The organism is Stenotrophomonas sp. YJH_SMC_20 (genome assembly GCF_059367845.1).
This window is the reverse complement of the sequence record NZ_JCAFRG010000014.1, coordinates 66,827-91,291: the sequence shown is the minus strand read 5'-3', so window position 1 is coordinate 91,291 and position 24,465 is coordinate 66,827. Positions and strand designations below refer to the sequence as shown.

The following is a 24,465-nucleotide window of genomic DNA, read 5'->3' as shown; positions in this document are numbered from 1 at the left end:
GTGTCTCCGCAACCGTAGAACGGAGACGCGCAGATGAGTAATCGCACACTGATCCTGTGTCTGGCAATCGCCACGGCCTCGCCTGCATTCGCAGGAACACCATTGAGTGTCGACAGAACGGAGCTCAGCGCCAAAGGAGAGATCATCATTGTTCGCCGTACAACTTGGCCAGACTTCGATGGGGGACAGATTCAAGTTGATCAGCATCTGAAGCCTGATGGATTTGGAAGACTGATCTATCGATACAGCGACCAGTCGGAGGCGACCAAGCTCTATCACCAAGCTTTCTGCCTTTCCATGGATATGGAACCATCTCAAGGGGAAGGGACGATTGAAGGGCCGGCAGCAGGCTGGGTATGCACTCGCGAAAACACCCCTGGAAATCCAACCTCAAAATTGAATTCGAAGAGTATTGACTGGGTTACGGCAACTGCGCCGAATGGACGTGTTCCTGTGGGCGTCTCCTATTACTCAATAGGCCAGATGAACGCAGAGAGCTCCGTCGCGGGAGCCCGAACAGCCAAGATCGGCATTGACAACGGCAGATGCTACTTTAGCGATACACGTCATTATTCATCCCCCTTCTATCTCAGCGAGGGAATTGGCGTCATTTGCACCGTAATGGAGTCGCGATTCGTGAGCACCTCGCTGGACGTGTGCATACCAAGGCAATGCGCTTCCAATCGCGGAACTCAGTTCGCCCAGTAGGCAACTGATTTTAGGCGGCCTTCAGCCTTTCACTGAAGGCCGCGTCGCGGCACCCCGTCATACTGATTAGCTGCACATGCCCCATAGACCGTTGTTTTCAACGACCATGGTAATAAATCACTCTTTCAACCCATCATGCGCCCTGCGGTACCATGCCCTCCCCCGAAACCGCCCCGGTACCCGCCGTGCCCCATTACACCGGCCCCCTGCTGACCCGCGACAGCGCCGACACCCTGCACCGTGCCCATGACAAGGGCGCTGCCGAATGGCAGGGCTCGCTCGACCTCGGCCGCAGCCAGGACAGCGTGGTGCTGGATGCCGACGGCTTCCACTTCCGGGGCCAGCCCTACCCGTGGCCGGGCAAGCTGAAGGACCGCACGCTGTACTACTGGGATGGCGAGGACTTCGCGCCGATCTCGCGCTACAGCGGCTCGCTGATCAAGCTGGTGCCGACCGAATGGGGCGCACCGACCTTCGAGATCGACGGCATCAAGATGCTGCCGACCTCGAAGCTGTCGCCGTTCGAGGATGCGCGCCGCAAGGTGGAGCTGGTCGCCCCGGCCGGCAAGGTCATCCTCGATACCTGCGGTGGCCTGGGCTACTTCGCCGCCTGTGCGCTGGAAGCCGGTGTCGGCCAGATCCGTTCGTTCGAGAAGAACGCCGATGTGATGTGGCTGCGCACGCTCAACCCGTGGTCGCCGGATCCAGACTCGGCTGCCGCCGGTGGCCGCCTGCAGTTCAGCCACGGTGACGTCTCGCAGCAGATCGAACAGGTGGCCAGCAACAGTGTCGATGCGATCCTGCACGACCCACCGCGCTTCGGCATCGCCGGCGAGCTGTACTCCCAGGTGTTCTATGACCACCTCGCCCGCGTCATCCGCAAGGGCGGCCGCCTGTTCCATTACACCGGCGCGCCGAACAAGCTGACCAGCGGCCGCGACGTGCCGCGTGAAGTGGCCAAGCGCCTGGAAAAGGCGGGTTTCAAGGCCGAACTGGCGCTGGACGGCGTGCTGGCCGTCAAGCGCTGAGCGTCACTCCGAGTCGACCTTGGCCAGCTTCATCACCCACGCCGGCACCTCGGGTTCGCCGGCGTAGAAGTCCTTCGGCTTGTTCTGCGCCATCGCCCAGCGGTGCAGCCAGCTCGGGCCATAGCGGCCGTTGTAGCCCTCGGCACCCCGCGCGTAGGCCGGGTCACGCATCGCCTCGTCCAATGAAATGAAGCGATAGCCGCGACGCTTCGTGGCCGCGACCAGTTCGGCAAAGGTCGCCGCGTTGAGCTCATTGGCGTGCATCAGCCACACCTGCGGCAGCGCGTACCCAAGTAGCGCCTGCGACTGCTTCTCGTAATAGTCCAGCTTGTTCAGCATGTACGGCACGTAGCCCTTGCGCAGCTGCGCCAGCGTCGCCGCGCGCGCGGGCGAATCCGCCTGCTCGTTCATCACGTTGGCATAGGCGAACGCCCACACCCACTCGCCGTTGTCCACCGTCACCGGCGCCACGCGGTAGCCAAGCTGCTTGAAGAACACGTCCATTTCCGCGCGGTCTTCCGGCGTGCGCCCCGCGCGCAGATAGGGGTGACGCATCCACTGCGGCTTCAGCCCGCGCTCGGCCAGCAACGGCCGCAGCACCGTCTCGCCACGCAGGAAATCCCGCTGGAACGCAGGCACGCCCTTGGCGTTCAGGTCCATGTGCGAGTAGGTGTGATTGCCCAGCATGTAGCCGGCGTCCAGCCAGTCGCGCAGCATCTGCACCCGCGCCGGCTGCATCTGCCCGTCGATCTCAAGCTTGTTCTCGTTGACGAAGCCGACCACCGGCACGCCTGCCTCGCGCAGCTGGTCCATCAGCGCTTCATGCCGCGCCTGCAGGTCAGGCGGAACGATCTCATCCACCCGCGCCCAGGGCAGGTCGTCGATGGTCACCGCAATCCGGCGATCTACTTCAGCGGCGTGTACCGCCAACGAACAGAGCAGTAGCGGTACAGCGCGAAGCAACCAACGCATCAGCACTTCCTTGCAGGGGCGAAGTACGGACTTTAGCGTGATTGAGAACGCCTGGTCGGGCATGCAGCTGCTATGGGCTGGGCGACTGCACCTCCCGCTCGCGCACGATCGCCCGCCACAACATGAATCCTGCAGCCATCGCCATCAGCATCACTGCGACCAGCACCAGGGCCAGATCATCGGGATTGCGCAGCAGCGGGGCATGCTCGTGGGTGAGGATCTCGAACACCACCTCCTGCGCCTGTGCCAGCGGCAAACTGCCCTGTTCCCCCAGTTCCATCAGGCAGGTTGTCGGCGCCAGCTTGGCCACACTGGTCCATGCCATGTCGTACAGATGCAATGCCCGCACCGCCAGCACCAGTACCGCGCCATGCAGCATCATCAAGACCCGGTTGGCCCGCCGCAGCCGTCCGGACAACCGCCCCAGCCGATAGACGCTGATCGACATCGCGCCCAGCAGCGCCAGCACCACGCCCGCCATCGGAATCCACTGCAACGGTTGCCACGGTGCAAGCGCAGTGGATCGCGCCAGCAGCTGTTCGGCCACCTGTATGCGTGCGGCCGCGTCGGGCCCACCGCATGCGTCATCCACCGGCTCCAGCAGCAGTCCCACACGGTAGTGGAAGAAGCCGGCTGCAATGCCTACCGCCAGCAACGCCACCACCTGCAGGGCCAGCAGGATCGGGCCGGGACCACAGATGCGACAGAAGCGGGCAGCGGCAGAGACCATCGGTTCATCCATGACAACAAAGGACCATCCTAACCAAGCATCCTGTGCCTGTCGGCTGGCGTATACGACAACCACCGCGTGGTCCCGGTAGGATGTAGACGAGCATGGATGGTCGTATGTAGAGGTGTTGTGGATGGTCACGCTGTATCTGTGGGTGCGAACCCTGCTCCCGCTGCTGGCGTTCGTGATCGCGTGGATGCTGCTCTCGCGCCTGATCCAGGCCCGCGTGGCGCGCCTTCCGCGCGTTCCCTTGAACCTGCCTGAGCACAGCAGCAGCCCGCGCAGGAAGGACCGGCGCATTTACGCGCGCAAGCTGCGGCGCAAACCGGGGCTGCGCAACGCGACTCGACCGGCCACCGCGCCGCGCAGCTGGATCCTGGCGGCGGTATTCGTTTCGCTGTGCGTATTGATCGCCGCCGTGCTGGCCGTACCAGATGGCGCGCGCTTCCAGGTCATGGTCGAGAGCCTCACCGGCTACCCAGCCACGATTGCTGAAATACATGTTCCCGCTGCCGGGCAGCCCCTCGTGCTGCAGGCGTGGCAGCCCGCACTGGCGCAGCTGTCACGGCCGGTAACAATGCGCTACCCGATCGGGCGCACCGGCGGCCAGCAGGACGCGCGTGCCACGCTACCGGTACAGGTGAGACATCAGGGTGATCGGCTGCAGGTGGCTACGGCCGTGCCGGTGGATTCCGAGCTGCTGCGTGCAGAGCTTGCGCGCTTGGCGGGGCTGCCGGCTGAGGCCGTCACGGTTCGACAGAACAAGATCGCGCCCTGGCTGGAACCCGGCTGGAAGCCGCTGGCCAAGCTGTAGAGCCGAGCCCACGCTCGGCTGCTCTTGCAGTAGATCCACGCATGCGTGGATGGATGCAGAGCGGAGTCGAGCATGGCTCAATTCTACAGATCACAGTCCGCGCGGCAGCTTGGCGGCCCACATGTTGTCCACCAGATTCGGATAGCGCCGGCCGTTCTCTTCCGCCCGCTGCCGCGCCGCCTCCTTCTGTGCAGGAGACAGCGGCTGCGAGGTCTGGCCCTTGGGGTTGGGCTTCTTCCACGGTGGCATCTTCGGTTCGCGCATGGCCGCAGCTTACCGCTTCAGGAAGTTCAGCAGGGCAAGATTGAAGTGGTCGGCATGGCTGGTATTGCAGCCGTGCGGCGCGCCTTCAAGGATCACCACTTCGCTGCCCGCAATGGCCCGCTGCGTGCGCTGGCCAGAGCCTTCAAACGGAACGATGGCATCGCTGTCACCGTGCAGGATCAGGGTGGGCACTGTGATCTTCTTCAGATCATCGCGGAAGTCCGTGGTGGCAAACGCTTTCATGCAGCCCAGCGCCGCCGTCTGGTCGGACTGATGACACAGCGCGATCGCCGCCTGGCGCGCTTCCTCGGTGACCATCAGCTTGCCGTTGGCGCTGAAGAAATCGCGGGTGAAGCCGTCGAAGAACGCTTCGCGATCCTTCTCCAGACCACTGCGCATTTCATCAGCCTTGTCCTGGGTCAGCGGGCCTTCCGGGTTGTCATCACTGCGCAGCAGGTACGGCGGCACGGCGGCAGCAAACACCACGCTGTGCAGGCGCTCCTGCCCGTGGTTGGCCACATAGCGCGCCACCTCACCGCCGCCCATCGAGAAGCCGACCAGGGTAACGTCGCGCAGGTCACGTTCCTCGATCAACCCCGCCAGGTCCGCCGCCAGCGTGTCGTAGTCATAACCTTCGGCCGGCTTGTCGGAGCGGCCGAAGCCACGCCGGTCGTAGCTGATCACCCGGTGTTGAGCGTCGCGCAGAATCGTCACCTGCGTCCTCCAGGCATCGGCGGACAGCGGCCAGCCGTGGATCAGGATCACCGGGCGGCCGTGGCCCCCTGTGTCTTCAACGTGCAGGCGGATGCGGGAAGCAGGCATGGGCGCTCCTGTGGAAAGGGAGGCGTTCAGGCTAGTGGCCGTGCCCTGTGGCGGCCGTGAGGGAATCCCGGCCGCTCATGACATCGCCTGCACAGCCAGGGCCCCGACGCTGGCGCCGGGCCGCCAATGCGGGCGTTCACTCCGTGGAAGGGCCGTTTCGTCGGACGCCGGCTGCAGTGGCCCAAACGCCATGCGAGCCTGCGTGAACCCTCCCTGGAGCCTCACCATGCTGCTGCCCACCCTGCCCTTGCTGGCCGCCGGCCTCGTTGCCGCGCCAGCGCCCGCCGACTCCCTGCGCGAGCAGATCCACCAGGCCGACACCCAGCTGTTCGCCGCCGCCTTCGAGGCCTGCAATGCCGACAGGGCCGCCGCGATGACGACCGACGACATGGAGTTCTTCCATGACAAGGACGGCAAGTCGGCCAGCAGCCGCGAGGACTTCCGTCGCAGCGTGGCCACCCTGTGCAGCAGCGCGCGCAAGGGTGGCTGGCAGCTGCGCCGCGAGCTGGTGGAATCTTCGCTGCAGGTCTTCCCGCTGCACGATGAGCGGGCGCTCGAAATCGGCAACCACCGCTTCCATGAACGCGGCAAGGATGGCGTGGAACGCTGGACCGGCCAGGCCCGCTTCATCCAGGTCTGGCGCCGCGTGGACGGGCGCTGGTTGGCCGAACGGGTGATCAGCTACGACCATCGGCCGGCGGACTGACCTTTCCGGCGCCCTTCACCGGCCGGATTTATACTGAAGGGGTTCACCCCGACCCACCGCTACCGTTCGATCGCCATGGCAGAACTCACCCCCAACCACCCCGACTACGGCCTCAACCAGCAGGTCCGCCAAGGCGTGGCCGCTCTGGATGCCCAGCATGGCCGTGCGTTCGACCAGACCAGCGAACGCCTGACCGCCAGCCTGACCGTGCTGGCCCGCGAGCAGGGCCTGCAGCAGGTCGACCATGTGCTGGTCAGCAACGCCACGGCCCAGCACCCGGCCGGGCACAACGTCTTCGTGGTGCAGGGCGACCCGGCCAATCCGGCGCACCTGCGCGCGATGATGCCGACCGCGGTGGCGGCGCAGACGCCGGTGGAGCAGTCGATGCAGAAGCTGGGGTTGGCCCCGCAGCAGCCGGCCGTGGGGCTAGTGCCCGAACAGCAGGCCCGTGAGCAGGAGCAGCAGCAGAACCCGGCACACCATCTGGGCTGAGCCGCCTCCAGCGTTACTGGCGGCCCAGCGCGAGTACGGCGGCTCGCCGTGGCGCTTGCTGCGCTAGGCCATGCGCGGACCGGACTGCTCCTGCACCTGGCGCTGCTGCAGCTCATCCTGCGTACGCACCTGTGCAGACTGCGACAGCTGCTCGGCACGCTCGAACGAAGTTTCTGCCGGTGTCTGCGCAGCCACCGCTGTTGGCATGCTGGCGCGCAGCTGTGCCGGATCGTTGCGCTCGCCCTGCACGATGAAGATGTTCTGCGCAGCGTCGGGCTGCGCAGTGCGATCGCTCAACAGCACATGGTCAACCTGGGTCAGGCCATTGGCTTTGGCCAGCGCGTACAGGCTGGCACTGATGTTCTCGCTGGTGGCATCGAAGGCACGGCCCCGCTCTGCATCGAGCCGGGCTACGCCCTGGTGGATCTGCGAGAGCAGCGGGTCGTTGCTGTGCCGGGCCAGACGATCACCGCTTCGTTCGCCCATGCCCTCAGCATCACTCAGCATGTGTTGCTTGAGACTGCGCTCCGGCATGGGATTGGTTTTCCTCTGGTTGAGCTCGCTGTCCGGAAACGGCGGATCAATGCTGTCCACACCGTGGATGTTGCGCAGCGGCCGGAATGCGTCCTTGCCCGCCCCCTTGATGTCAAGAGGAATGCGAACATCCGGAAGAAGCTGGCCAGCGGGACCTCCCAACGCGTTCACGTCGATGCTGCTTTTCCGCTGGATGCCTGCGTGGTTCAAGGCTTCCCAGGTGAAGTCCACGCAGTTGTTGCGCACGTCCTTGTATTGAAGATCGAAGCCGTACTTATCCGGGTGCGCACCGAAGGCCTCAAGCTTTCTGTACTGTTGCTCGCTGATCTCGAGCGTGCGGCTGTAATGCGGGTTCCTGTACTCGACCGCATCGGTCTTCATGACCTCGCCCGGCCCGTTCATGCTTCCATGCTCCGTAGGCGCGAAGCCGAAACTCCGCGTGGTCTTGTCCGGCCCATGGAGCACGTAGAACATGTGTCCGGGCCCGGATGTCTGCGGAACCCCGTCCACAACTTTCTGTACACCTCTCTCGTCCACCAACGGCGTACCAGGTGCGGCAATGACGATTTCTACGGTGTAGCGCGGCTTATCCATAAGAAAAATCCTTCAGTTCCTTCCAGCAGTGGGATGACGTCTATTTTCCAGAGAGTGGGTCGGCATGAACCCGCAGCTGCGCCGGGTAATGCTGGAGCGCAGCGGTGGGCTGCACCGTGCGCACATCCAGGCGGTAGCGGGCACCCATTTCTATCGGCAGCGTGACGATGCTCAACCTGTATCGGCTGGCGTCCATCGATACCTGCTGCGCGTAACGCCAGTCTGCCGACTCATGCCATTCGGGGAGCGGCTCACCCAGATTGCGCGCCCGTGCCTGATAGACATCAGACGTTGCAACGTCCTGCCAGGCACCTGCGACCCAGCGCTGCAGGGACAGCTGAAAGGGAACATGAACATTGTCCATGTCAGGCTCACTGTCAGGCCCGGGTCCATGTCGCTGCACTTCAAGATCCAGAACATAGGGACGACCCGGATAGAAGTTGCGGGCATTCGTCTCGAACTCGAACCGCACCGCTTGGCCGGACCCGGCCACGTCGATCGGCTTGACCAGATCCAGCGGCTCCGGCGCATCCGGTACGCGGCTGCTACAGGCGCCGAGTGCGCCCGCCAGCGTGAAGATCAGGCCGGCGCGCAGCCAGCGGTGGATACCCAGCATGATTCAGATCCTTTGGCTCCCTGCCCTAGGGTTCAACCCTAGCGGGTTGGCGCTCGGCACTGCAACCCGGCAAAAAAGAAGGCAGGGCCTGCACCCTGCCTTCTTCATGCGGCACGCTGCCGGGCGAGCCCAGCGTCAGCGCATCACAGCTGGATGCGCGCCACGCTCTCGTCAGCGCCCTTGTCATCCTTCTCGCCGTTCTTGATGCTGACGAACAGCACGTTGTTCTTCGCATCCAGCGCCAGGCTGTTCGGGTGGGTCGGCACGGTGTAGGTGGCCACCTTCTGGTAGCTGTCACTGTTGTAGGCGGTCACCGTACCGGCTTCGCGGTTGGTCACGTACAGGCGCTTGCGCGGTGCATCCAGCAGGATGCCCAGCGGGCCGGCGTCGGTCGGAATGCTGGCCAGTTCCTTGCCGGTGCTGCGGTCGAGCACCAGCACGCGCTGGCCCGGGTGCTTGCTGACCAGGCCGCTGCTCTTGGCCTGGTAACCACGCAGGAATTCCGAGCCCTGGTCGGTCACGAACAGGCGCTTGCCGGCCGGATCCAGCGCGATGTTCATCGGCTGCTCGGCGGCGATCCTGTGCTGCGCCACTACCTTGTTCGAATCGGTGCCCACCACCACCAGGTCGGCCAGCAGGTTGCTGGTGTAGACGCGCTTGTTGGCCGCATCCAGCGCCAGGCCCGGCGCCTTGGCATTGCCCAGGCCGTCGATGGTGTTGATCACCTTCAGCGTGGTGGTATCGATCACGAACAGGACGCTGCTCACGTCCGGCTGGCTGCTGTGGCCGGTCACGTACAGGCGGTTGGCCGCGCTGTCGACCACCAGCTCGCGCAGGTCGTGGGTGTAGGCGGCCTTGCCGTCCTTGCCGGTCTTCTTCTCCATCAACTGGATGGTGCCCACGGCCTTGTTCTGCGCGGTGTCGACCACGGTCACCGACAGGTCCACGGTGTTGCCCACGTACAGGCGGTTGTGGGCGTCGTCCAGCACCACGCCGAACGCCTTGCGCTCCAGCGGGATGCGGGTTTCCACGGCCAGCGTGGCCGGGTTCAGGCGCAGCACCTGGGCCGGGCCGGCGTCATCGCCGAAGCCGCCGGAGGAGGCCACGAACACGGCGTTCTGCTTCGGGCTGTAGGCCAGCTCGTACAGGCCCTTGGCCACGGCCTGGCGCTGCACAGCGGCGGTGGCACTGGCGGCGGGAGCGTTGTCGGCGAAGGCCGAGGGCGCGCCGAGGCTGAGCGAAACGGCAACGGCCAGGGCGGCCGAGCGGAAGAGAGGAGTACGGAACATGCGAGCGTCCTTGAATGGGCACGGGAGGGTGTCCTGGCTCGCTGGGCCGTACTGCGACGGCCCGCCCCGCATCTGTCTGCGCGGGGTGGGCTGGCTGGGGTTGCGGGGGAATGGTAGCAGGTGGGGGGCGTGACGTGCGCCGGCGCGGGCATGGCCGACGCTCGACCTCGATGCTGCGCCCGCGGCTATGCCATCCGTGGACCGTGGCTCTGCTGAAGCTGCTGCTCCTCCTGCAGGCGCTGCGCGTCTCGCTGCGGCTCGTTCTGCTGCAACTGCGCGACGCGATCGAACGAGGCCTCCACCGGTGCCTGCGCAGCCAAATCCGCCGGCATGCTGGCGCGCTGGTGTGCCGGGTCACTGCGGTCACCCTGCACGATGAACAGCTTCGGTGCGGTATCGCCGCGCTGCTCGCCCAGCACCACTTCGTCCACGCGCGAGAATTGCTGCTCCTTCGACAGCGCGAGCAGGCTGGCACTGACATTGCCGTTGCGTGCACCGAAAGCGCCGAGGTCGGCCACCTGCTGGTGGATCTGGTTGAGGCGGGCATGATCGTCGTGCGCCGGGTCTGCGGGCGTGCCGCTTGCCGCGAGCACGCTGTTGCCGCGCCACTGCTCGCCGTTCTCGGTGAACATCCACTCGCGGAACGTCTGCTTCGGCATCGGGTTCCACTGCACCTTGTCCAGCTCGCTGCCCTTCACCTGCTGCGGAATGGCATTGACGGCGCGGATGTTGTCCAGGACCCTGGTAGCGCCCTCGTAGTTGGTGATCTCCCCGGCCAGCCCCACCGGGCGCAGCCCTGCGTGGTTCAGGGCACCCCATGCGAAATCGGTGCAGGCGTTGGAGAAGAAGTCGTAGTTCATGTCGAAGCCGTGCTTCTTCGGATCAGCCGAGAACTCGAGGATGCGGTCGTACTGCTCCTTGCTGATCTCGATCGTGCGCTCGAAGCGGGGCTTGTCGTAGACCAACACATCCATGTCATCGACTTTGCCCCTGTTCGGCTCGTCCTTGGTGCCTGCGTGGGTGAAACCCATGCTCTCCGGGAAGGGTTCACCCGAACGGCGCAGCGACAGGAACATGTGCCCCGCGAACGATGGCTCCAGCAGAAACCTGTTTCCCTCAGCATCACGGCCGTAGCGCGGCGTGCCGGGGGCCGCCAGATGAATGGTTACGCTGTAGCGTTCGGCATCGTCCTTGTGCATGTCTACTTTCCTAGTGATTGGTAGCCAACGATCAGTTCTGCTTTCAGGCCATTCAGCTGGGGTCGATCCTCCACAAGGTCGACCCGCAGAACGTAGCGCCCGGGTGCAATGCCTCCGACCTGCGCCAACTGCAGCGTGCGATAGAGCACGTCTTCAGAGTACAACCCGGCCTCGGCCAAGCTGTTGATGTCCACGCTCCCCGTCGTCAGGTCTGTTACCACGCCATCCTCCCCGATTTTCTGAGAATCGCGTCCATCGCGAGTACGCTGCCAGAGCTGCACAGGACCAGGTGCACCGCCATCAATACGCTCCAGGCGCAGCCGCGTTGGCAGCCGTCCCAGCGTGATCTTCTCCGAAGCATCCAGCAGCCGTCGCGCATCGGTATCCTGCAGCCGCAACCCGATGTTCAGGATCGGAATGGCCGGCTTCTGGGGCGCCGGCAAATCAAACGTGACCTCGGCAATCCGACCGGCCTTCTGCAACTGCACGGCCCGCGTGAGCGGCACAACCGTGCGCGCCTCGGCCTGTGCGCGCGTCAGCAGGGGCGGCGCAACCTCCGGCGCTGGTGACGCACGGCATGCCGCCAGCGCGCCCAGCATCGCCAGTAACACCAGCCTCCGCCGCAGTGGCCGCATCATTGCTCCTTCAACCGCAGCGAATCGGCCACATCGGTCTTGGCCGCCACCTCGGTGGCGATGCTGGCGCGGCGGTGCCCCGGGTCGTTGCGGTCCCCCTGCACGATGAAGATGCTCTCCGCCGCATGGCTGCTCTTCGTCGGCCGGCTGAGCAGCACGTGGTCCACGCGCGAGAGATTGTTCTGCTTGGCCAGCACCAGCAAGCTGGCGCTGATGCGCTGGCTGGCGGCATCGAACGGGCGCCCGTGCGCGGCATCGAGTTCGGCCACTTTCTGGATCAGCTGCGAGAACAGGCGGTGGTCTGGATGCGAGGGGTCCAGCAGCGTGCCGGCCACTTCAATCGGCGTCGGCGGCGGCTCATCGCTGGCACGGTCGCCCTGGCGATGATGTTCGGCCTCGCGCTCGGGCATCGCGTGGTGGGTTTCGGCATTCAGATCGCTGCCCGGGAACGGCGCAGCAATGCACTGGATTTCCGGCAGGTTGAACAGCACCGCGAACTCGCCCAGGTTGCTGCCGCCGTCCAGCGGCGCCGGCAGCGGATGCAGGCCCGCGTAATGCAGCGCCGCCCATACGAAATCGCTGCAGCGGTTGATGGTGGCCGAGCGATCCACGTCGAATTCGAACTCGGCCGGTTCCTCGGCGAAATCACGCAGGCAGCCGTAATGCTCCTCAGTGATTTCCAGGGTGCGGCTGTAGTACGGGTCCAGATGTTCGTCGGCATCATCGTGGCGCACCTGCGCGTACTGCACGCCGGTGCGGGCTTCGCCCGGCGCGTGGCGCGGTGGCGCGAAGCCGTAGCTGTGGGCCTCGTCGCCCGCGGCCACCTGCAGGTACATATGGCCGCGCGGCGAGATGCCCCCACTCTTCAGCGGGGTGCCGGGGGCGGCCAGATAAAGGGTTACCGTGTAGCGTGTTGCCTGCTCCATGCCTGTTCAGCCTTGATGGGTACTGCGGTCCTGGCTGGATGATGGCATAGGTGGGATCGGGGGTAGGTGGAGGGATAGAAGGCGTCGATCGCGACTTGCTGAATATGTGAGCCAGCATGCAGTAATGGACCCGGGCGCGAGCAAGGTCCCGACAGCGACTGGAGCTTGCCATTCCACCGTTCTATAGTCGTTTCGATCATGCAAGGGAATCGCCCATGAGCAGAGCACCGGCTTGCCGGCTTGCCTCCTTCGCCCTGGTGGCCGTGTTGAGCACCACCGCCTGCGCGAAGGCCCCATCCACGGAAAAGGACCCGAACGGAACCCCCATGTCCGAAACCGCAACCAGCCCACGTACGGTGGGCGGACAGACCTACACAATGCAGCCGGTGGAAGCTCGGCTTGGCCCGCACCGCTTCATGTTCCCGGCCAACCTCTACTACAACCAGACGGGCCCCTTGGCCGATGGGGGCGTCATGCTCACTGTGTTCTGGCCTGATTTCGATGCAGCGCCTCCTGGTGATCGCCCGGTGCGCAGCACGCAGGACAGCCGGCGGCAGGTACTGGTCGAGCTTAGGTACATCGATCGCGTTCCCATCCAGAACTATCTGGCACGTCGGTCCAGCAGTGAGGCCACCAGCGCGCCGGGGTCGCTGGAGCGAAGAGACCCGGTAGAGAATCTTGCGCTACGCGTTGCACAACCCGAGCGATGGGGTCTGACGCCGTATGCGATCGACCCATCGTTGATGGAAGCCTATGCAAAGGAGTCAGAGGCTGCGCTGGGCAGGCCTTACGTGCACAACCCGGGGATGGAGCCAGACTGGTATGTGGCCCGCTCGGCGGAGGGACAACTGACAACGTTCATCAGCTGCGACCCGGCAGATCGCATTCCTGACGGACTTGTAGCTCAGGGAAAGACACTTGAACGCGTCGGAGAAGGCCAGATCGCAATGTGCCGCCATTCCATCGTGGATGTGGGCGACAGCATCGCCATCGAGATGAACTATGCACGCGTAATGCTGAGCGACTGGCAGCGTCTGGAAACCAGCGTGCGTGATCTTCTGAGCCGCTATCGCGTTCAGCCGTAAACCGCATCTCAAGGATGAATCATGAGCGGACTTACCGATAAGGATATTCGTGTCCTGTCCTCCTACGCGAAGGAGGGAAATCGCGAGCTGTATTGGAACTATCTCGCGCAGCTTCCCGACAATGATGGCTACGGCCTGCTTGCGTTGGGTGTTGTGCGCAACGACAGCCTCCCCGGCCGGGTGGCCAACAGCTTTGCAACCGCCGTTGCCGAGCAACAGGCCACGCTGTTCGGCAACGAGAAGAACGTAGCGTTCACCGAGCGCAGGCAAGAAGCCTTCGGCCAGGATCTGATCAGGAACGACCTGGCGGAGCGCAGAAGTTGGATGGAGGCCGGCAGGCCCGATCTGGCACTCAACCTGCCCTACACCAGCACGCTCAAATCCCACGATGTTTCGTTCGAAAAGAACGACCTCAATGTGAACTGCTGGACGCCACGCTTGCTGCTGGTGTCCACGGAGCACAAACGCGGCGAGCAGGCAGCCGAAAAGGTCTGGCAGAACATGCTCGACAACAGCGCTGCCGGCGCATTCCGTGCTGGCAAGACGGCCGTCAGCGTGCACCTGGATATGCCGCAGCCCGCTGGGCATTTCTACTTCGTTGAGCTGAGCAAGTTCGAGGGCGCAGCGCTCCTGCAGCGCGACGCCGTAGATCCGAACGTGATTGGTACCATGTTCGACTATCACAGCTACGACGCCAAAGACGGCAGCTGGAACCGCACAGTGGGCGTTCCCCCGCTCGATAGAACAACCAAAGAGACCGATCCCGCCGAGATTTCCGCGTTGAACGAGACCCGCGAGGTTCGCCTGGAACGCGAGGTCAAGGCGAAGCAGTTTCATCCTGAAGATCCCTACAGAGAGATCGCCAAGAGCCCGCGCGTGGTGTCTACGCAGGAGCCCGAGCCTCTCTTTACGGAAGGACGCCGCATCGCGGCGATAGAGCCAGGCAGCCCGGACTATGCCCTCCATCAGCAGATTCGCCAGGGCGTCGCTGCACTGGACCAGAAGCACGGCCGCCCCTTCGACGCGACCAGTGAGAACCTCGCCGCCAGCCTGACAGTGAGGGCACGCGAGCAGGGTCTGGAACAGGTGGACCATGTGGTGCTGAGCAACGCCACAGCCAATCAGGCGGCGGGTCACACCATCTTTGTTGTACAAGGCGACCTATCTGACCCTGCGCACCTGCGTGCAGGAATGCCCACTGCCGTGGCTGCACAAACGCCGGTGGCTGAGTCGCTGCAGCAACTGGCTGTGGTTGGCGATCAGCGCGAGCTCGCCCGTCAAAATGAGCAGCAGGCGCTGGATGCACGTACGCAGGAACAGCAGAGCCACGCCATGCGCATGGGCTGAGCGCCCAGGTTGAGGCGGCCTCCCTCGGCGCCAGAGATCTCAGTCCCTGAGACCTTCCCAGGTCATCCTCCCCTGCTTCGGGAGGATGACCATGACCAAGATCGACCCTGCATGGCTGGAAGCTTTCGACAAGGAGCTTCTCTACCTGTTCGCCATCGATCATGGTGACGCAGGCATGGATGAGTACCTGCTGGGCTGCTACGCAGACCTTCCTCCACACGACGCGGCGCTGGCGTTCGGCAGCGACTACGACCTAGAGCGCGACGATGCGCTGTGGCCACGGCCGGGCGTGGCGCTGCAAAGTTGAGCTGTGTCGCAATCGGCCCGCTGCACGTGTCAGCTCGGCGGGCTAGGTGTCGCTTTTGGGATTCTACACGGCTGCAAACCGTACTTTTTGAAGCACATTGGGGCGGTAGCTTAACAACGGCCCAAACCGCTGCACCGCAAGGGTTCTGTCGCGCGTGCGCCATGCAACAATGCCGTAAGCGTCAGCATTTGCGGCCTCTGCGGCCTACGGTTTCTTGGCATCTCGCAGCCATGCGAGTACACCTTGGCATGCCACCTCACACAGGGTGGCACGGGCGTCGAAAACCCGGTCAACAACCATGTGTTTGCGCTTGTCAGCCGGCGTCACGTTCGTGTGACGCCGGCTGGCAATCCGTTCGCGGTCCATGGCGGGCGGTGCGTGGGGGTCTTCGGACCCGCCGGATTGGTTGTTGACCGGTTTTCGAGCCTCGCATCGTCCGCCACTTTTATCGGTGGCGCTGCTGTCTGTCCTGTACGGAGCATTGCCATGAACACATCGGACTTCCGTTCCCTGCACGCGCAGTACGATCCGGACAACGCCGAACCCGAGCGCGAACCGTCCGTCGATCCCAACGCCTTCGTCGCCACGCTGCACCGCATCGGAACCGGTGCGGCTGCGGATGGCCAGCCTTGGCCTGAACGGCATCAACTGCCTGGGCGTTGTCTTCAGCTGGCTGATGCGGATTGCGCGCTAGCCGGGCTGCGCGTGGTGGCGGAGCTGATGCTGGCTGCGGAGCGCACCCGGCAGAACGGTGCGCCCGAGGAGTACCTCGGGGATCGGGTGATGGAAGGGTTGAAGATGGCGTGTGTGGCGTTGACTGCACAGGTGACTGAGCGGTTGCAGGTGCGGGAGTAGCACGTGTGCATGAGCGGCCGGCTCAGATAGTTAAGGGAACCCAGCTACTGAGCTCGCCGCTATGCGCGGCGGGTGGGCTCACTTGAGGAGAGACGTTGCCATTCGGCCTCCAGTGTTCAGGCATCACCAGCAATCCACGCTCTAAATCAAAGGGCAACACCCAAAGCTGTAGTTCGGCGCTGAAATCGAAGGCGGAAAGGGGCTGCGCGAATCCCGCGTGCTGCGGATAGACCAGCGCCATCTGCCCTGCTCCACCCAGGTAGCTCTGCCCGTAGGCAAACATTTGATAGAAGTCGGATTGTTTGAGCCCGTACTTCTCACGCGCATCGCTGGCCGTCGCATCCAGCACCTTCCACTTCGTGTCAAGTACGCGGAGCTCATCGCCTCGTCGAAGCAGAAAATCTGGAATCAGATTGAACCAGCTTGCCCCGCCATGGCTGCACAGGTACTCCGACGCTGCACCGCCAACCCGCCACTCCGGCGCGAACTGGCGCGCTAGGCAAGCGCCCACGTAGCGCTCAAACAGCCGCTCCATGGGGAACATCATGCTTGGGCTGCGCCAATCGCCCGCCAATGCCAAGGGGCTCTGGCCCGACAAGATCAGCTCGCATAGCGGACGGACTTCACGATAGTGGGCCATCAGCCGGTCGCTGCCCCAAGCGCGCAGATCGTTAGCCACCTGGGTACTTCGTGGCACGCTAGCCATACGCGTAGAAAACTCCTGGGCAAGTCTCCAGGTTCCCGCGTTGCGCGTACGTGCACACACGCGATCCAGCGCGACGCGCAGTAGCCGGTTCTCAGGCCTGTCCTCGCTAAACACATCGTGCTCGATGTTGAAGATGTGGGCACGAGTGGGCGACTGACGGAGCTGACGCGAAATGTCCAAGCGACCACGCAGGAACAACTGCTCCTCGCGGACCCGTGTGTAGTCGAAGCGAAGTCCGCGCATTAGTAGTTCATCCAGCGCGCCGATGAATCGCCCCATGACCCATTCATTTAATGGCGTATCGAACAGAGTCACGTCGGCAGGACTACCTTCCCTCGGTGGGAGGTCTAGCACGGTGCATAGCATGCGGCGCAGCAACCGCCTCGCGCCGAGCGCATCATCTACATGTGCAACGTGCTTCGGCAGCACCTCCAATGTGGTGCCATCGGGACATTCCACTACACCTACATACTGGTCCAGACGCAGCCAGCGTGCGCCATCGCGCTGCATGAGCGGCGTTCCGCCCGCGCGCAAGCGCTCGAACTCACCACAGAGCCAGTCAAAGGACGCCTGCGGGAAGAAGGCGGCATCCAGCCCCTCCTGCCGCGGACCGCCTTCTGAAACGCCGATCCGCGCATACTCGCGCACAGTCAGCACAGCCATCGGTCAGTCTGCCTGGCCGACGAGAATTCCCCTGTAACTGGCTGCCTGCTCGAACGCTGCCTCATGGATATACCAATTGGCAGTGTCAGGTGCGAGCTGTGCCTCCGGAGCAAACAGGCGATTCAACTGCAACTCGCGCTGGCGCAAGAAGCGCTCACCCTGCGGCTTCGCGTCATCGTTCAGCACCCAAGCGATGCGACGCCAGTCTTCGAAGAAGTACTCCTGCAACAACGGCAGAATGCGCGAGCGGAACGCCTCAGCCAGCCCAGGCAGATCCTTGGCGCCCATCAAGTACGCATGACCGATGAGGTGATCCCGGCCGAGCAATACTTCGATACGATTGTTTAGGGTGCTTAACAGTTCACCCACGCGAATACCGTCGACGTCCCAATTAAGCAACTCCGGCTGGGGCGGCATTTCGATGAACCGGAACCGTCGGCGCAGTGCTACGTCCATCGCAGCCAGCGAGCGGTCCGCAGTGTTCATCGTACCGATGAGATGCAAGTTGGCTGGCACCGCAAAATCTTGCTTGGAGTACGGCAAGCGAACGGACAACGCTTCATCCATCCCCTGCCGCTTGCTGGGCTCAATGAGGGTAATGAGCTCGCCGAAGATGCGGGCGATGTTTCCCCGATTAATCTCGTCGATTATGAGTACGTATGGCAGGTTGCTGTGCTGCGCATCGATGCAGAGTTCGAGAAAGACCCCATTCTCGACGCCATACTCGAGCGCACCGCTTGCACCGGCACGAGCCTTCAGGCCCTCCACGAAGTCCTCATAAGCGAAGCTCTGGTGGAAGGTGACGAAGCGGATGCGTCCTTCTTCATGCAGAGTGTCGAAGCGTTGCTTGAGCACGGCTCGCGCGCCAGCCCCCTGGCCCTTGGTGGCGGCCAGCAACTCCGGATCGAGGATCTCCAGAGCCTGATCCACCACACCATAGGTCTTGCCGGTACCGGGTGGGCCATAGAGGATGGTGTTGGAGGGAGCGCGCATCACCTGCATGTCGTCATCCTGTTCCACAGCTTCATCTTCTTGCTCCTCAGCTTCTGCACCGTCGCCACGCTCATAGGCGATGGCCACCCAAAGGAATGACTGCACGTCGATCATGTCTGCGGGTGGCCAGCCGTCTTCCGACAGGCGATCTGCGAGGCGGCGCGATAGCGCACCAATACGCTCCCACTCTTCGCTGGTCATTCCGCCCTTGCGGAAGTCGAAGGTCGGATCGAGCAGTCCCAGGGCGTGGCGCATCTGCCCCGTCTTGATGAAGAAGTAGCGTTTGGAGTCTTCGAGCGTGAGCAGGAGGCTTGAGAGCGACCGCTGGCCAGCAGCCTGTAGCGGCGGACTCAGGTTGGACGAAGACTCGTTGAAGGCCTCCAGCGCGGCGTCGCCGCGTTTGCCTGCAAGCAGTGAAAGAACCGCGCTGCCCAGCGCTACTCGGTCGTCCTCCGACAACTCGGCCAACTGCGCGACGATTCTCCAACCGACGACGTTCTGAGGCTGCGGATTCTCAGCACCGACACGCACACGCAGTAGCTTGATCAGTGCAGACCACACTTCGACTGGTTGTCTGCCATCCAGGGCAGGAAGCATGATCGCCTGGTACTGCTCTACCAACTGGCGCTTGTAACTGGTCTCCCGCAGCAAACGCTGATCTTTAGAGAAGCCGGTGAAACCGGGGAAACGTGCGAGGAAGCGCTCGCGCAGGCGTACGTAACCGAGATCAAATGTGTCTCGACTGCCCTTGCGCACCTCAACTCGGTACTGCCCGATTGTCTCTTGAATGATGAGCAGCGAATCGCCAGCCGTTACCCCAAGACGTCTAAAGGCAGGCGCAACCCGTGCGCGGATGCGAGCTGAGCCTGGTCCATTGGGCCGCAAATCGGAGGTGATATGATAACCATCCGGGAACGTAAAGGTAGCTTCTCTTCCTGACGCTACGTCTGGACGGCCCAGCATGGCTGCATCGAAGCCTGACCAACTGGGGTCAACTGAGATGTAGCCGTTGCGTATGGCGCCTTCGGCGAGCACGACTTCCCAGATCAGCGGGCCACTCGCCACAGCGGGCGTAGGGGCAGCGAAGGAATTTGCGGTTGCTGGAGGCAGGATCTTTCCGTCACCCTTCAGTCGCACCTGGCGCGCAGAGAACTCGGTTGGGGAGACGCTAGGGCGCCACCGCAGGATCTCGGCCAGGCTGTCGCCATGACCGGTTCCAATGTCGACCGCATCGAACAGGCACGTAACAGGATGCTCCCCGTCCATCGCCACGAAGTCGAGCTTTCCGCAGTAGACGAATGGGACCGCATTGGAGGCGCCGCGAAACTTTGCCCTCATCCGCGCGAACAGATAGGTGGGCGAACCGCCTGAGATCCTGCGGATGATCGGGGAGCTTTGACTGTTCCTATTCTGGCTTTCCCAGTAGAAGTCGGTGCCGTCGAAAACGTCGAGGTAGTTGGCTTCCCCCTCCTTCTCGAGTGTTACGAACAGCAACACAGCGTTCTCGAGTTCTAGGATGCCGTCGGCCCACGGGGTGCCATAGATATCGGAGGGGGCGGGCAAGCCACCAAGCTGTGCAACGTCCTGGCGGGAGTATTCGGAGCCGATTCGGAATTTTTCGATCTTGATCGGCGAGCTGATGCGCCCCATACACTAATCTTCAAAAAATTGATCCAGATCCCATCGTAATTGACAGAGCTGTTAGCGTCACCATGCGACGCGAAACGCCGCAGGACGAACTGGCCTCGGTCATTAGCGGACTCTGATCGCGCCCCAATCAACGAAAGCTTTCAAGGGACTCCCATTCCGGCGAACAGTCTTGCGTGAAAAACAATCGAACAGCTAGGGATAAAATTTCCTTTAACCCCAAAACCTTGCACCTGAAACAAAGAAAAATAAGCCGGTGAAGCTTTTCGCCCTAACGATCAATTGATATCAATAAAACTAAATTCTCCAGTTTTCTCAAATATTCTAATTGAGCATTCTTTCCCACTAGAATTTTTCCAGATGCGAGCATCCTTGGCCGCTGCAGCTACAGCAGATTCCTTAGTAGGATAGGCCGTTCGATGCCCATCGATTTCCACCACCCATCCGGAAGAGACATCTCGAACATCCCAGGTCTTACTGAAACTGGAAGATGCACCCTCGTATTTATCTGATATTTGTACACTTGTAGCCGAAGAAAAATATCTTCCATGCGTCTTACGTAGGGCAGCTTCGTCATCAGCCTCCAGCACAACAACCTCGTAACGCTGCCCAGCACTTAGAACTTCGAGCTCCACACGCAATTTTTCCTCGGACGCCTCCCGCGGATCTACGAACCCCTTGATTGTAAGAGGTGTAGATTTCGACCTGTCGTATTTTATAAGAAAAATCATTTTACTAGATATCCACGAGCCTCATTAATTATGAGCTTTATATTATTGGAAGCCATTCTCAACGCATCGGCGTGCCTCTTTCTTTCCTTCTTCTTCAACTTCAGATAGCCACCAATTTCCGCGCCACTTCCTATTCGATTGAACTCTAGATTCCGACGACCTACAGCCTCAAACTTTGCAACTGCGGCAGAGAACCGCGAGAGAAACTGCACGACATGCCCGGCGCCCTTTCCATACTTCACATCCTGTCCGTGAATATCCGCAAGCCTCTCCGATATGTCCGCCCATACATGCTGAAGCTCAGTTCTGATCTGAATCTCTATGCTACGCCCAGCTATTTTTGGAATGGCATGAAGAGCTCTATATCCATTCGTCGGCAGCTCCCTTTTGTCATCCATGACGATATGATCGAAGAAAACTGACAACGAGTGACTGAGTGAGTCTTGCGCAACAACAGTCGGGACAATTATTCGACAACCTGCAATATCCTGTATCTGACTCAACCTTATTGACTGACGCCGGAGTTTTTCCGTAATCGCAACAGTAGACTTTGCCGGTCGCCCCGTAACTTGATAGCCCAGTCGATCCCTGAGCAAAGTCTCGACTGCCTTGTACGCGCCTGAAAATTCTCCCCGATACTTTTCGAGCGTTTCGATAACACCGCCGTCGACATCTCCAGATTTTAGCCTCTGCCCAACTCGGTCAACCTGCGATTTACTCAGCATCATCCGGTCATTCCTTGGCAAAAAAATGGGCAGCTCGGGCTGCCCATTAATTATTTTACTGCGACTAAATCAAACCCCAACAGGATTAGCCTTCTCCGGATCAATCTTGTACTGCTTGATCGCCCGGGCCACATCCTTCGCGGTCATCTTTCCTTCCTTCGCCAGCGCCGCAATCGCGGCATGCGCGATGTAGTAGCGGTCAACCTCGAAGAACCGGCGCAGGTTCGCACGCGTATCCGAACGACCAAACCCATCCGTACCCAGCACGGTATACGACATCGGCACGAACGCGCGGATCTGGTCCGCATACGCACGCACGTAGTCGGTGGCGGCAATCGCCGGGCCCTGGCGGCCTTCCAGCAGCTCGGTCACGTAGGCCTTGCGCTGCTCACCTTCCGGATGCAGGCGGTTGGCACGCTCCACGTCGAAACCATCGCGGCGCAGTTCGTTGAAGCTCGGGCAGCTCCAGATATCGGCGGTCACGCCGAAGTCCTTGTCCAGCAGCTCGGCCGCGGCAATGGCTTCGCGCAGGATGGTGCCCGAACCCAGCAGCTGCACGCGCAGCTCGCCCTTCTTCGGCTTGCCGGCGTCGGTCAGCAGGTACATGCCCTTGACGATGCCTTCGGCCGCACCTTCCGGCATTTCCGGGTGGGTGTAGTTCTCGTTCATCAGGGTGACGTAGTAATACTCGTCCACCTGGTCTTCCATCATGCGCTTGGTGCCGTGCTGCAGGATCACCGTCACTTCGAAGCCGAAGGTCGGGTCGTAGCTGCGCACGTTCGGGATGCCACCGGCCACCAGATGGCTGAAGCCATCCTCGTGCTGCAGGCCTTCACCGTTCAGCGTGGTGCGGCCGGCGGTGCCACCCAGCAGGAAGCCGCGGGTACGCATGTCGGCGGCCTGCCAGGCGATGTCGCCCACGCGCTGGAAGCCGAACATTGAGTAGTAGATGTAGAACGGCAGCATCGGCACGTTGCTGACCGAGTAGCTGGTCCCGGCGGCCATCCACGAGCTGATCGCACCCGGCTCGCTGATGCCCTGCTGCAGCACCTGGCCGCTCTGGTCTTCGCGGTAGAACATCAGCTGGTCGGCGTCGACCGGCTTGTACTTCTGGCCGAACGGCGCGTAGATGCCGATCTGGCGGAACAGGCCTTCCATGCCGAAGGTACGGGCTTCGTCGGCCACGATCGGCACGATGTGCGGGCCCAGTTCCTTGTCGCGCAGGGTGATGTTCAGGCTCTGCACGAACGCCATGGTGGTGGAGTAGCTGCGCTCGCCGCTGCTCTTCAGCAGGCGTTCGTACGCTTCCAGCTTCGGCGCCACGAAGGTCTTGTCGGCCTTGCGGCGGCGCTGCGGCAGGTAACCGCCCAGCGCGGCACGGCGTTCCTGCAGGTACTGCACTTCCGGCGAATCCGGGCCCGGGTGGTAGAACGGCACCTGGCCGTCAGCCAGCTGCGCGTCGGTCACCGGAATGTTGAAGCGGTCGCGGAAGTGGCGCACCGCTTCGTCGTCCAGCTTCTTGGTCTGGTGAGTCGGGTTCAGTGCCTCACCGGCGCTGCCCATGCCGTAACCCTTCACGGTCTTGGCCAGGATGACGGTCGGCATGCCCTTGGTGTTCACGGCCTGGTGGTAGGCGGCGTACACCTTGTGCGGGTCGTGGCCACCACGGTTCAGGCGCCAGATGTCGTCGTCGCTCAGGCCGGCGACCATCGCGGCGGTTTCCGGGTACTTGCCGAAGAAATGCTCGCGGGTATACGCGCCACCGAAGGCCTTGCAGTTCTGGTATTCGCCGTCGACGGTTTCCATCATCAGCTTCTTCAGGACGCCGTTGGTGTCCTTGGCCAGCAGGGCATCCCAGTAACCGCCCCACAGCAGCTTGATCACGTTCCAGCCGCCGCCACGGAACACGCCTTCCAGTTCCTGGATGATCTTGCCGTTGCCGCGCACCGGGCCGTCCAGGCGCTGCAGGTTGCAGTTCACCACGAAGATCAGGTTGTCCAGGCCTTCACGGCCGGCCAGGGCGATGGCACCCAGGGTTTCCGGCTCGTCGCTCTCGCCGTCGCCGATGAAGCACCACACCTTGCGGTCGGACTTCTCGATCAGGCCACGGTTTTCCAGGTAGCGCATGAACTGCGCCTGGTAGATGGCGGCCAGCGGGCCCAGGCCCATCGACACGGTCGGGGTCTGCCAGTAGTCCGGCATCAGCCACGGGTGCGGGTACGAGGACAGGCCACCGCCGTCCACTTCCATGCGGAACTTGTCCAGCTGCTCTTCGCTGATGCGGCCTTCCAGGAAGGAACGCGCGTAGATGCCCGGGGCGCTGTGGCCCTGGATGAACAGCAGGTCGCCCGGGTGGTTCTCGCTGGGGGCGCGCCAGAAGTGGTTGAAGCCCACGTCGTACAGGGTGGCGCCGGAGGCGAACGAGGCGATGTGGCCGCCCAGGTCACCCGGCTTGCGGTTGGCGCGCACCACGGTGGCCATCGCGTTCCAGCGGATGATCGAACGGATGCGCCATTCCAGCTCGGCATTGCCCGGGCTCTTGGCCTCGAACTGCGGTTCGATGGTGTTGACGTATTCGGTGGTGGGAGAGAACGGCAGGTAGGCGCCCGAACGACGGGTCAGTTCCACCATGCCTTCCAGCAGCTGATGCGCGCGCTCGGAGCCCTCGACATCAATAACGGCCTTCAACGACTCGATCCACTCCTGGGTTTCCACAGGATTCGGGTCGTTGTTCAGCACCTCGTTCAACCAGTTCATTAGCGCTCCCATGACCGCACGCACGCGCGCGACTGTTGTATAGATTTCTAGACCGCAAAGTGTAGCGCACCAAGGGCTTTCGTCACTTGGCTACGCAGGCGTATGGATGCATGCGGCCAGTGTCCGCAAGGCATGTCCCGCCCTGTCCAGCAGCAGGACAGGCCCCTGTTTCCGGCCGCTACGGCCTCTTGCGGCCGGTGCCCCGCTGTCGCATCAGGCCCGCTGCGTCCATGCGCAGGACGCAGTGTTACTGCTGCCGATGACGCTTCTGGGGCAGGTTTGGTGTCGGGGTCGGCCGCTTCCGGCGCCGGGCACTGAAC

The 24,465-nt window shown here is 62.6% G+C and carries 24 protein-coding genes; 9 read left to right on the top strand and 15 right to left on the bottom strand.

Annotated elements, in window-relative coordinates:
- Nucleotides 1–33: 33 nt before the first annotated feature.
- Both AC5P6A_RS19550 and AC5P6A_RS19545 read left to right on the top strand, forming a co-directional pair.
- Nucleotides 34–708 (top strand): hypothetical protein, encoded by a 675-nt coding sequence (locus tag AC5P6A_RS19550; RefSeq protein WP_143994735.1) that lies wholly within the window; start codon nucleotides 34–36, stop codon nucleotides 706–708.
- Between the two features lie 185 nt (nucleotides 709–893).
- Complete coding sequence (locus tag AC5P6A_RS19545) at nucleotides 894–1,736, top strand: class I SAM-dependent methyltransferase (protein ID WP_429001273.1); 843 nt, start codon at nucleotides 894–896, stop codon at nucleotides 1,734–1,736.
- A gap of 3 nt (nucleotides 1,737–1,739) precedes the next feature.
- Here the strand turns inward: AC5P6A_RS19545 and AC5P6A_RS19540 are convergent, their stop codons facing one another.
- Nucleotides 1,740–2,708 (bottom strand): polysaccharide deacetylase family protein, encoded by a 969-nt coding sequence (locus AC5P6A_RS19540; protein WP_134731148.1) that lies wholly within the window; start codon nucleotides 2,706–2,708, stop codon nucleotides 1,740–1,742.
- Between the two features lie 70 nt (nucleotides 2,709–2,778).
- Nucleotides 2,779–3,438 (bottom strand): hypothetical protein, encoded by a 660-nt coding sequence (locus AC5P6A_RS19535; RefSeq protein ID WP_346714961.1) that lies wholly within the window; start codon nucleotides 3,436–3,438, stop codon nucleotides 2,779–2,781.
- Nucleotides 3,439–3,571: 133 nt separating this feature from the next.
- Here AC5P6A_RS19535 and AC5P6A_RS19530 point away from each other — a divergent pair, with 133 nt between their 5' ends.
- Nucleotides 3,572–4,252, top strand: a complete 681-nt coding sequence (locus tag AC5P6A_RS19530; RefSeq protein ID WP_346714962.1) for a hypothetical protein — start codon at nucleotides 3,572–3,574, stop codon at nucleotides 4,250–4,252.
- Nucleotides 4,253–4,342: 90 nt separating this feature from the next.
- Here the strand turns inward: AC5P6A_RS19530 and AC5P6A_RS19525 are convergent, their stop codons facing one another.
- A complete protein-coding gene (locus AC5P6A_RS19525; RefSeq protein ID WP_167692772.1) occupies nucleotides 4,343–4,516 on the bottom strand; it encodes a hypothetical protein in 174 nt (57 codons plus the stop codon).
- Between the two features lie 9 nt (nucleotides 4,517–4,525).
- Entirely contained in the window at nucleotides 4,526–5,338 is an 813-nt protein-coding gene (locus AC5P6A_RS19520; protein WP_346714963.1) for an alpha/beta fold hydrolase, read from the bottom strand.
- Between the two features lie 226 nt (nucleotides 5,339–5,564).
- Here AC5P6A_RS19520 and AC5P6A_RS19515 point away from each other — a divergent pair, with 226 nt between their 5' ends.
- Nucleotides 5,565–6,044, top strand: a complete 480-nt coding sequence (locus AC5P6A_RS19515; RefSeq protein ID WP_134731156.1) for a nuclear transport factor 2 family protein — start codon at nucleotides 5,565–5,567, stop codon at nucleotides 6,042–6,044.
- 75 nt (nucleotides 6,045–6,119) lie between these two features.
- Nucleotides 6,120–6,536, top strand: a complete 417-nt coding sequence (locus AC5P6A_RS19510; RefSeq protein ID WP_346714964.1) for an XVIPCD domain-containing protein — start codon at nucleotides 6,120–6,122, stop codon at nucleotides 6,534–6,536.
- Nucleotides 6,537–6,599: 63 nt separating this feature from the next.
- On the opposite strand, the gene AC5P6A_RS19505 is transcribed toward AC5P6A_RS19510, so the two are convergent.
- The 6 genes from AC5P6A_RS19505 to AC5P6A_RS19480 form a co-directional block, all read right to left on the bottom strand.
- A complete protein-coding gene (locus AC5P6A_RS19505; protein ID WP_171953341.1) occupies nucleotides 6,600–7,664 on the bottom strand; it encodes an XVIPCD domain-containing protein in 1,065 nt (354 codons plus the stop codon).
- Between the two features lie 40 nt (nucleotides 7,665–7,704).
- Entirely contained in the window at nucleotides 7,705–8,280 is a 576-nt protein-coding gene (locus AC5P6A_RS19500) for a hypothetical protein (RefSeq protein WP_019660872.1), read from the bottom strand.
- 143 nt (nucleotides 8,281–8,423) lie between these two features.
- A complete protein-coding gene (locus AC5P6A_RS19495; RefSeq protein WP_346714965.1) occupies nucleotides 8,424–9,569 on the bottom strand; it encodes a YncE family protein in 1,146 nt (381 codons plus the stop codon).
- Nucleotides 9,570–9,754: 185 nt separating this feature from the next.
- Nucleotides 9,755–10,768 carry an XVIPCD domain-containing protein gene (locus AC5P6A_RS19490; RefSeq protein ID WP_346714966.1) on the bottom strand — a complete coding sequence of 338 codons (1,014 nt, stop codon included), beginning with the start codon at nucleotides 10,766–10,768 and terminating at the stop codon, nucleotides 9,755–9,757.
- Nucleotides 10,769–10,770: 2 nt separating this feature from the next.
- Nucleotides 10,771–11,367 carry a hypothetical protein gene (locus AC5P6A_RS19485; RefSeq protein WP_346714967.1) on the bottom strand — a complete coding sequence of 199 codons (597 nt, stop codon included), beginning with the start codon at nucleotides 11,365–11,367 and terminating at the stop codon, nucleotides 10,771–10,773.
- 35 nt (nucleotides 11,368–11,402) lie between these two features.
- Nucleotides 11,403–12,329, bottom strand: coding sequence for an XVIPCD domain-containing protein (locus AC5P6A_RS19480; protein WP_346714968.1), 927 nt, complete (start codon nucleotides 12,327–12,329; stop codon nucleotides 11,403–11,405).
- A 215-nt stretch (nucleotides 12,330–12,544) separates the two neighbouring features.
- Here AC5P6A_RS19480 and AC5P6A_RS19475 point away from each other — a divergent pair, with 215 nt between their 5' ends.
- The 4 genes from AC5P6A_RS19475 (at nucleotide 12,545) to AC5P6A_RS19460 (ending at nucleotide 15,923) form a co-directional block, all read left to right on the top strand.
- On the top strand, nucleotides 12,545–13,414 hold the full coding sequence (locus tag AC5P6A_RS19475) for a hypothetical protein (protein WP_164144173.1): 870 nt from the start codon (nucleotides 12,545–12,547) through the stop codon (nucleotides 13,412–13,414).
- 21 nt (nucleotides 13,415–13,435) lie between these two features.
- Nucleotides 13,436–14,761 (top strand): XVIPCD domain-containing protein, encoded by a 1,326-nt coding sequence (locus tag AC5P6A_RS19470; RefSeq protein WP_346714970.1) that lies wholly within the window; start codon nucleotides 13,436–13,438, stop codon nucleotides 14,759–14,761.
- Between the two features lie 91 nt (nucleotides 14,762–14,852).
- Entirely contained in the window at nucleotides 14,853–15,068 is a 216-nt protein-coding gene (locus tag AC5P6A_RS19465; RefSeq protein WP_204323380.1) for a hypothetical protein, read from the top strand.
- 486 nt (nucleotides 15,069–15,554) lie between these two features.
- Nucleotides 15,555–15,923: a hypothetical protein gene (locus AC5P6A_RS19460; protein ID WP_010484179.1), complete on the top strand. Its 369-nt coding sequence runs from the start codon at nucleotides 15,555–15,557 to the stop codon at nucleotides 15,921–15,923.
- Nucleotides 15,924–15,945: 22 nt separating this feature from the next.
- Here the strand turns inward: AC5P6A_RS19460 and AC5P6A_RS19455 are convergent, their stop codons facing one another.
- From AC5P6A_RS19455 to aceE, 5 genes are all read right to left on the bottom strand, one after another.
- Nucleotides 15,946–17,292: an McrC family protein gene (locus AC5P6A_RS19455; RefSeq protein WP_495222366.1), complete on the bottom strand. Its 1,347-nt coding sequence runs from the start codon at nucleotides 17,290–17,292 to the stop codon at nucleotides 15,946–15,948.
- Between the two features lie 3 nt (nucleotides 17,293–17,295).
- The gene (locus AC5P6A_RS19450) at nucleotides 17,296–19,935 is read right to left on the bottom strand and encodes an AAA family ATPase (RefSeq protein ID WP_346714972.1); all 2,640 of its coding nucleotides are present in this window, start codon (nucleotides 19,933–19,935) and stop codon (nucleotides 17,296–17,298) included.
- A 275-nt stretch (nucleotides 19,936–20,210) separates the two neighbouring features.
- Entirely contained in the window at nucleotides 20,211–20,567 is a 357-nt protein-coding gene (locus AC5P6A_RS19445; RefSeq protein WP_164144166.1) for a hypothetical protein, read from the bottom strand.
- Nucleotides 20,568–20,659: 92 nt separating this feature from the next.
- Complete coding sequence (locus tag AC5P6A_RS19440; protein WP_346714973.1) at nucleotides 20,660–21,391, bottom strand: RelA/SpoT-related domain-containing protein; 732 nt, start codon at nucleotides 21,389–21,391, stop codon at nucleotides 20,660–20,662.
- Between the two features lie 66 nt (nucleotides 21,392–21,457).
- Nucleotides 21,458–24,145 (bottom strand): pyruvate dehydrogenase (acetyl-transferring), homodimeric type, encoded by a 2,688-nt coding sequence (gene aceE, locus AC5P6A_RS19435; protein ID WP_012478970.1) that lies wholly within the window; start codon nucleotides 24,143–24,145, stop codon nucleotides 21,458–21,460.
- Nucleotides 24,146–24,465: the final 320 nt, after the last annotated feature.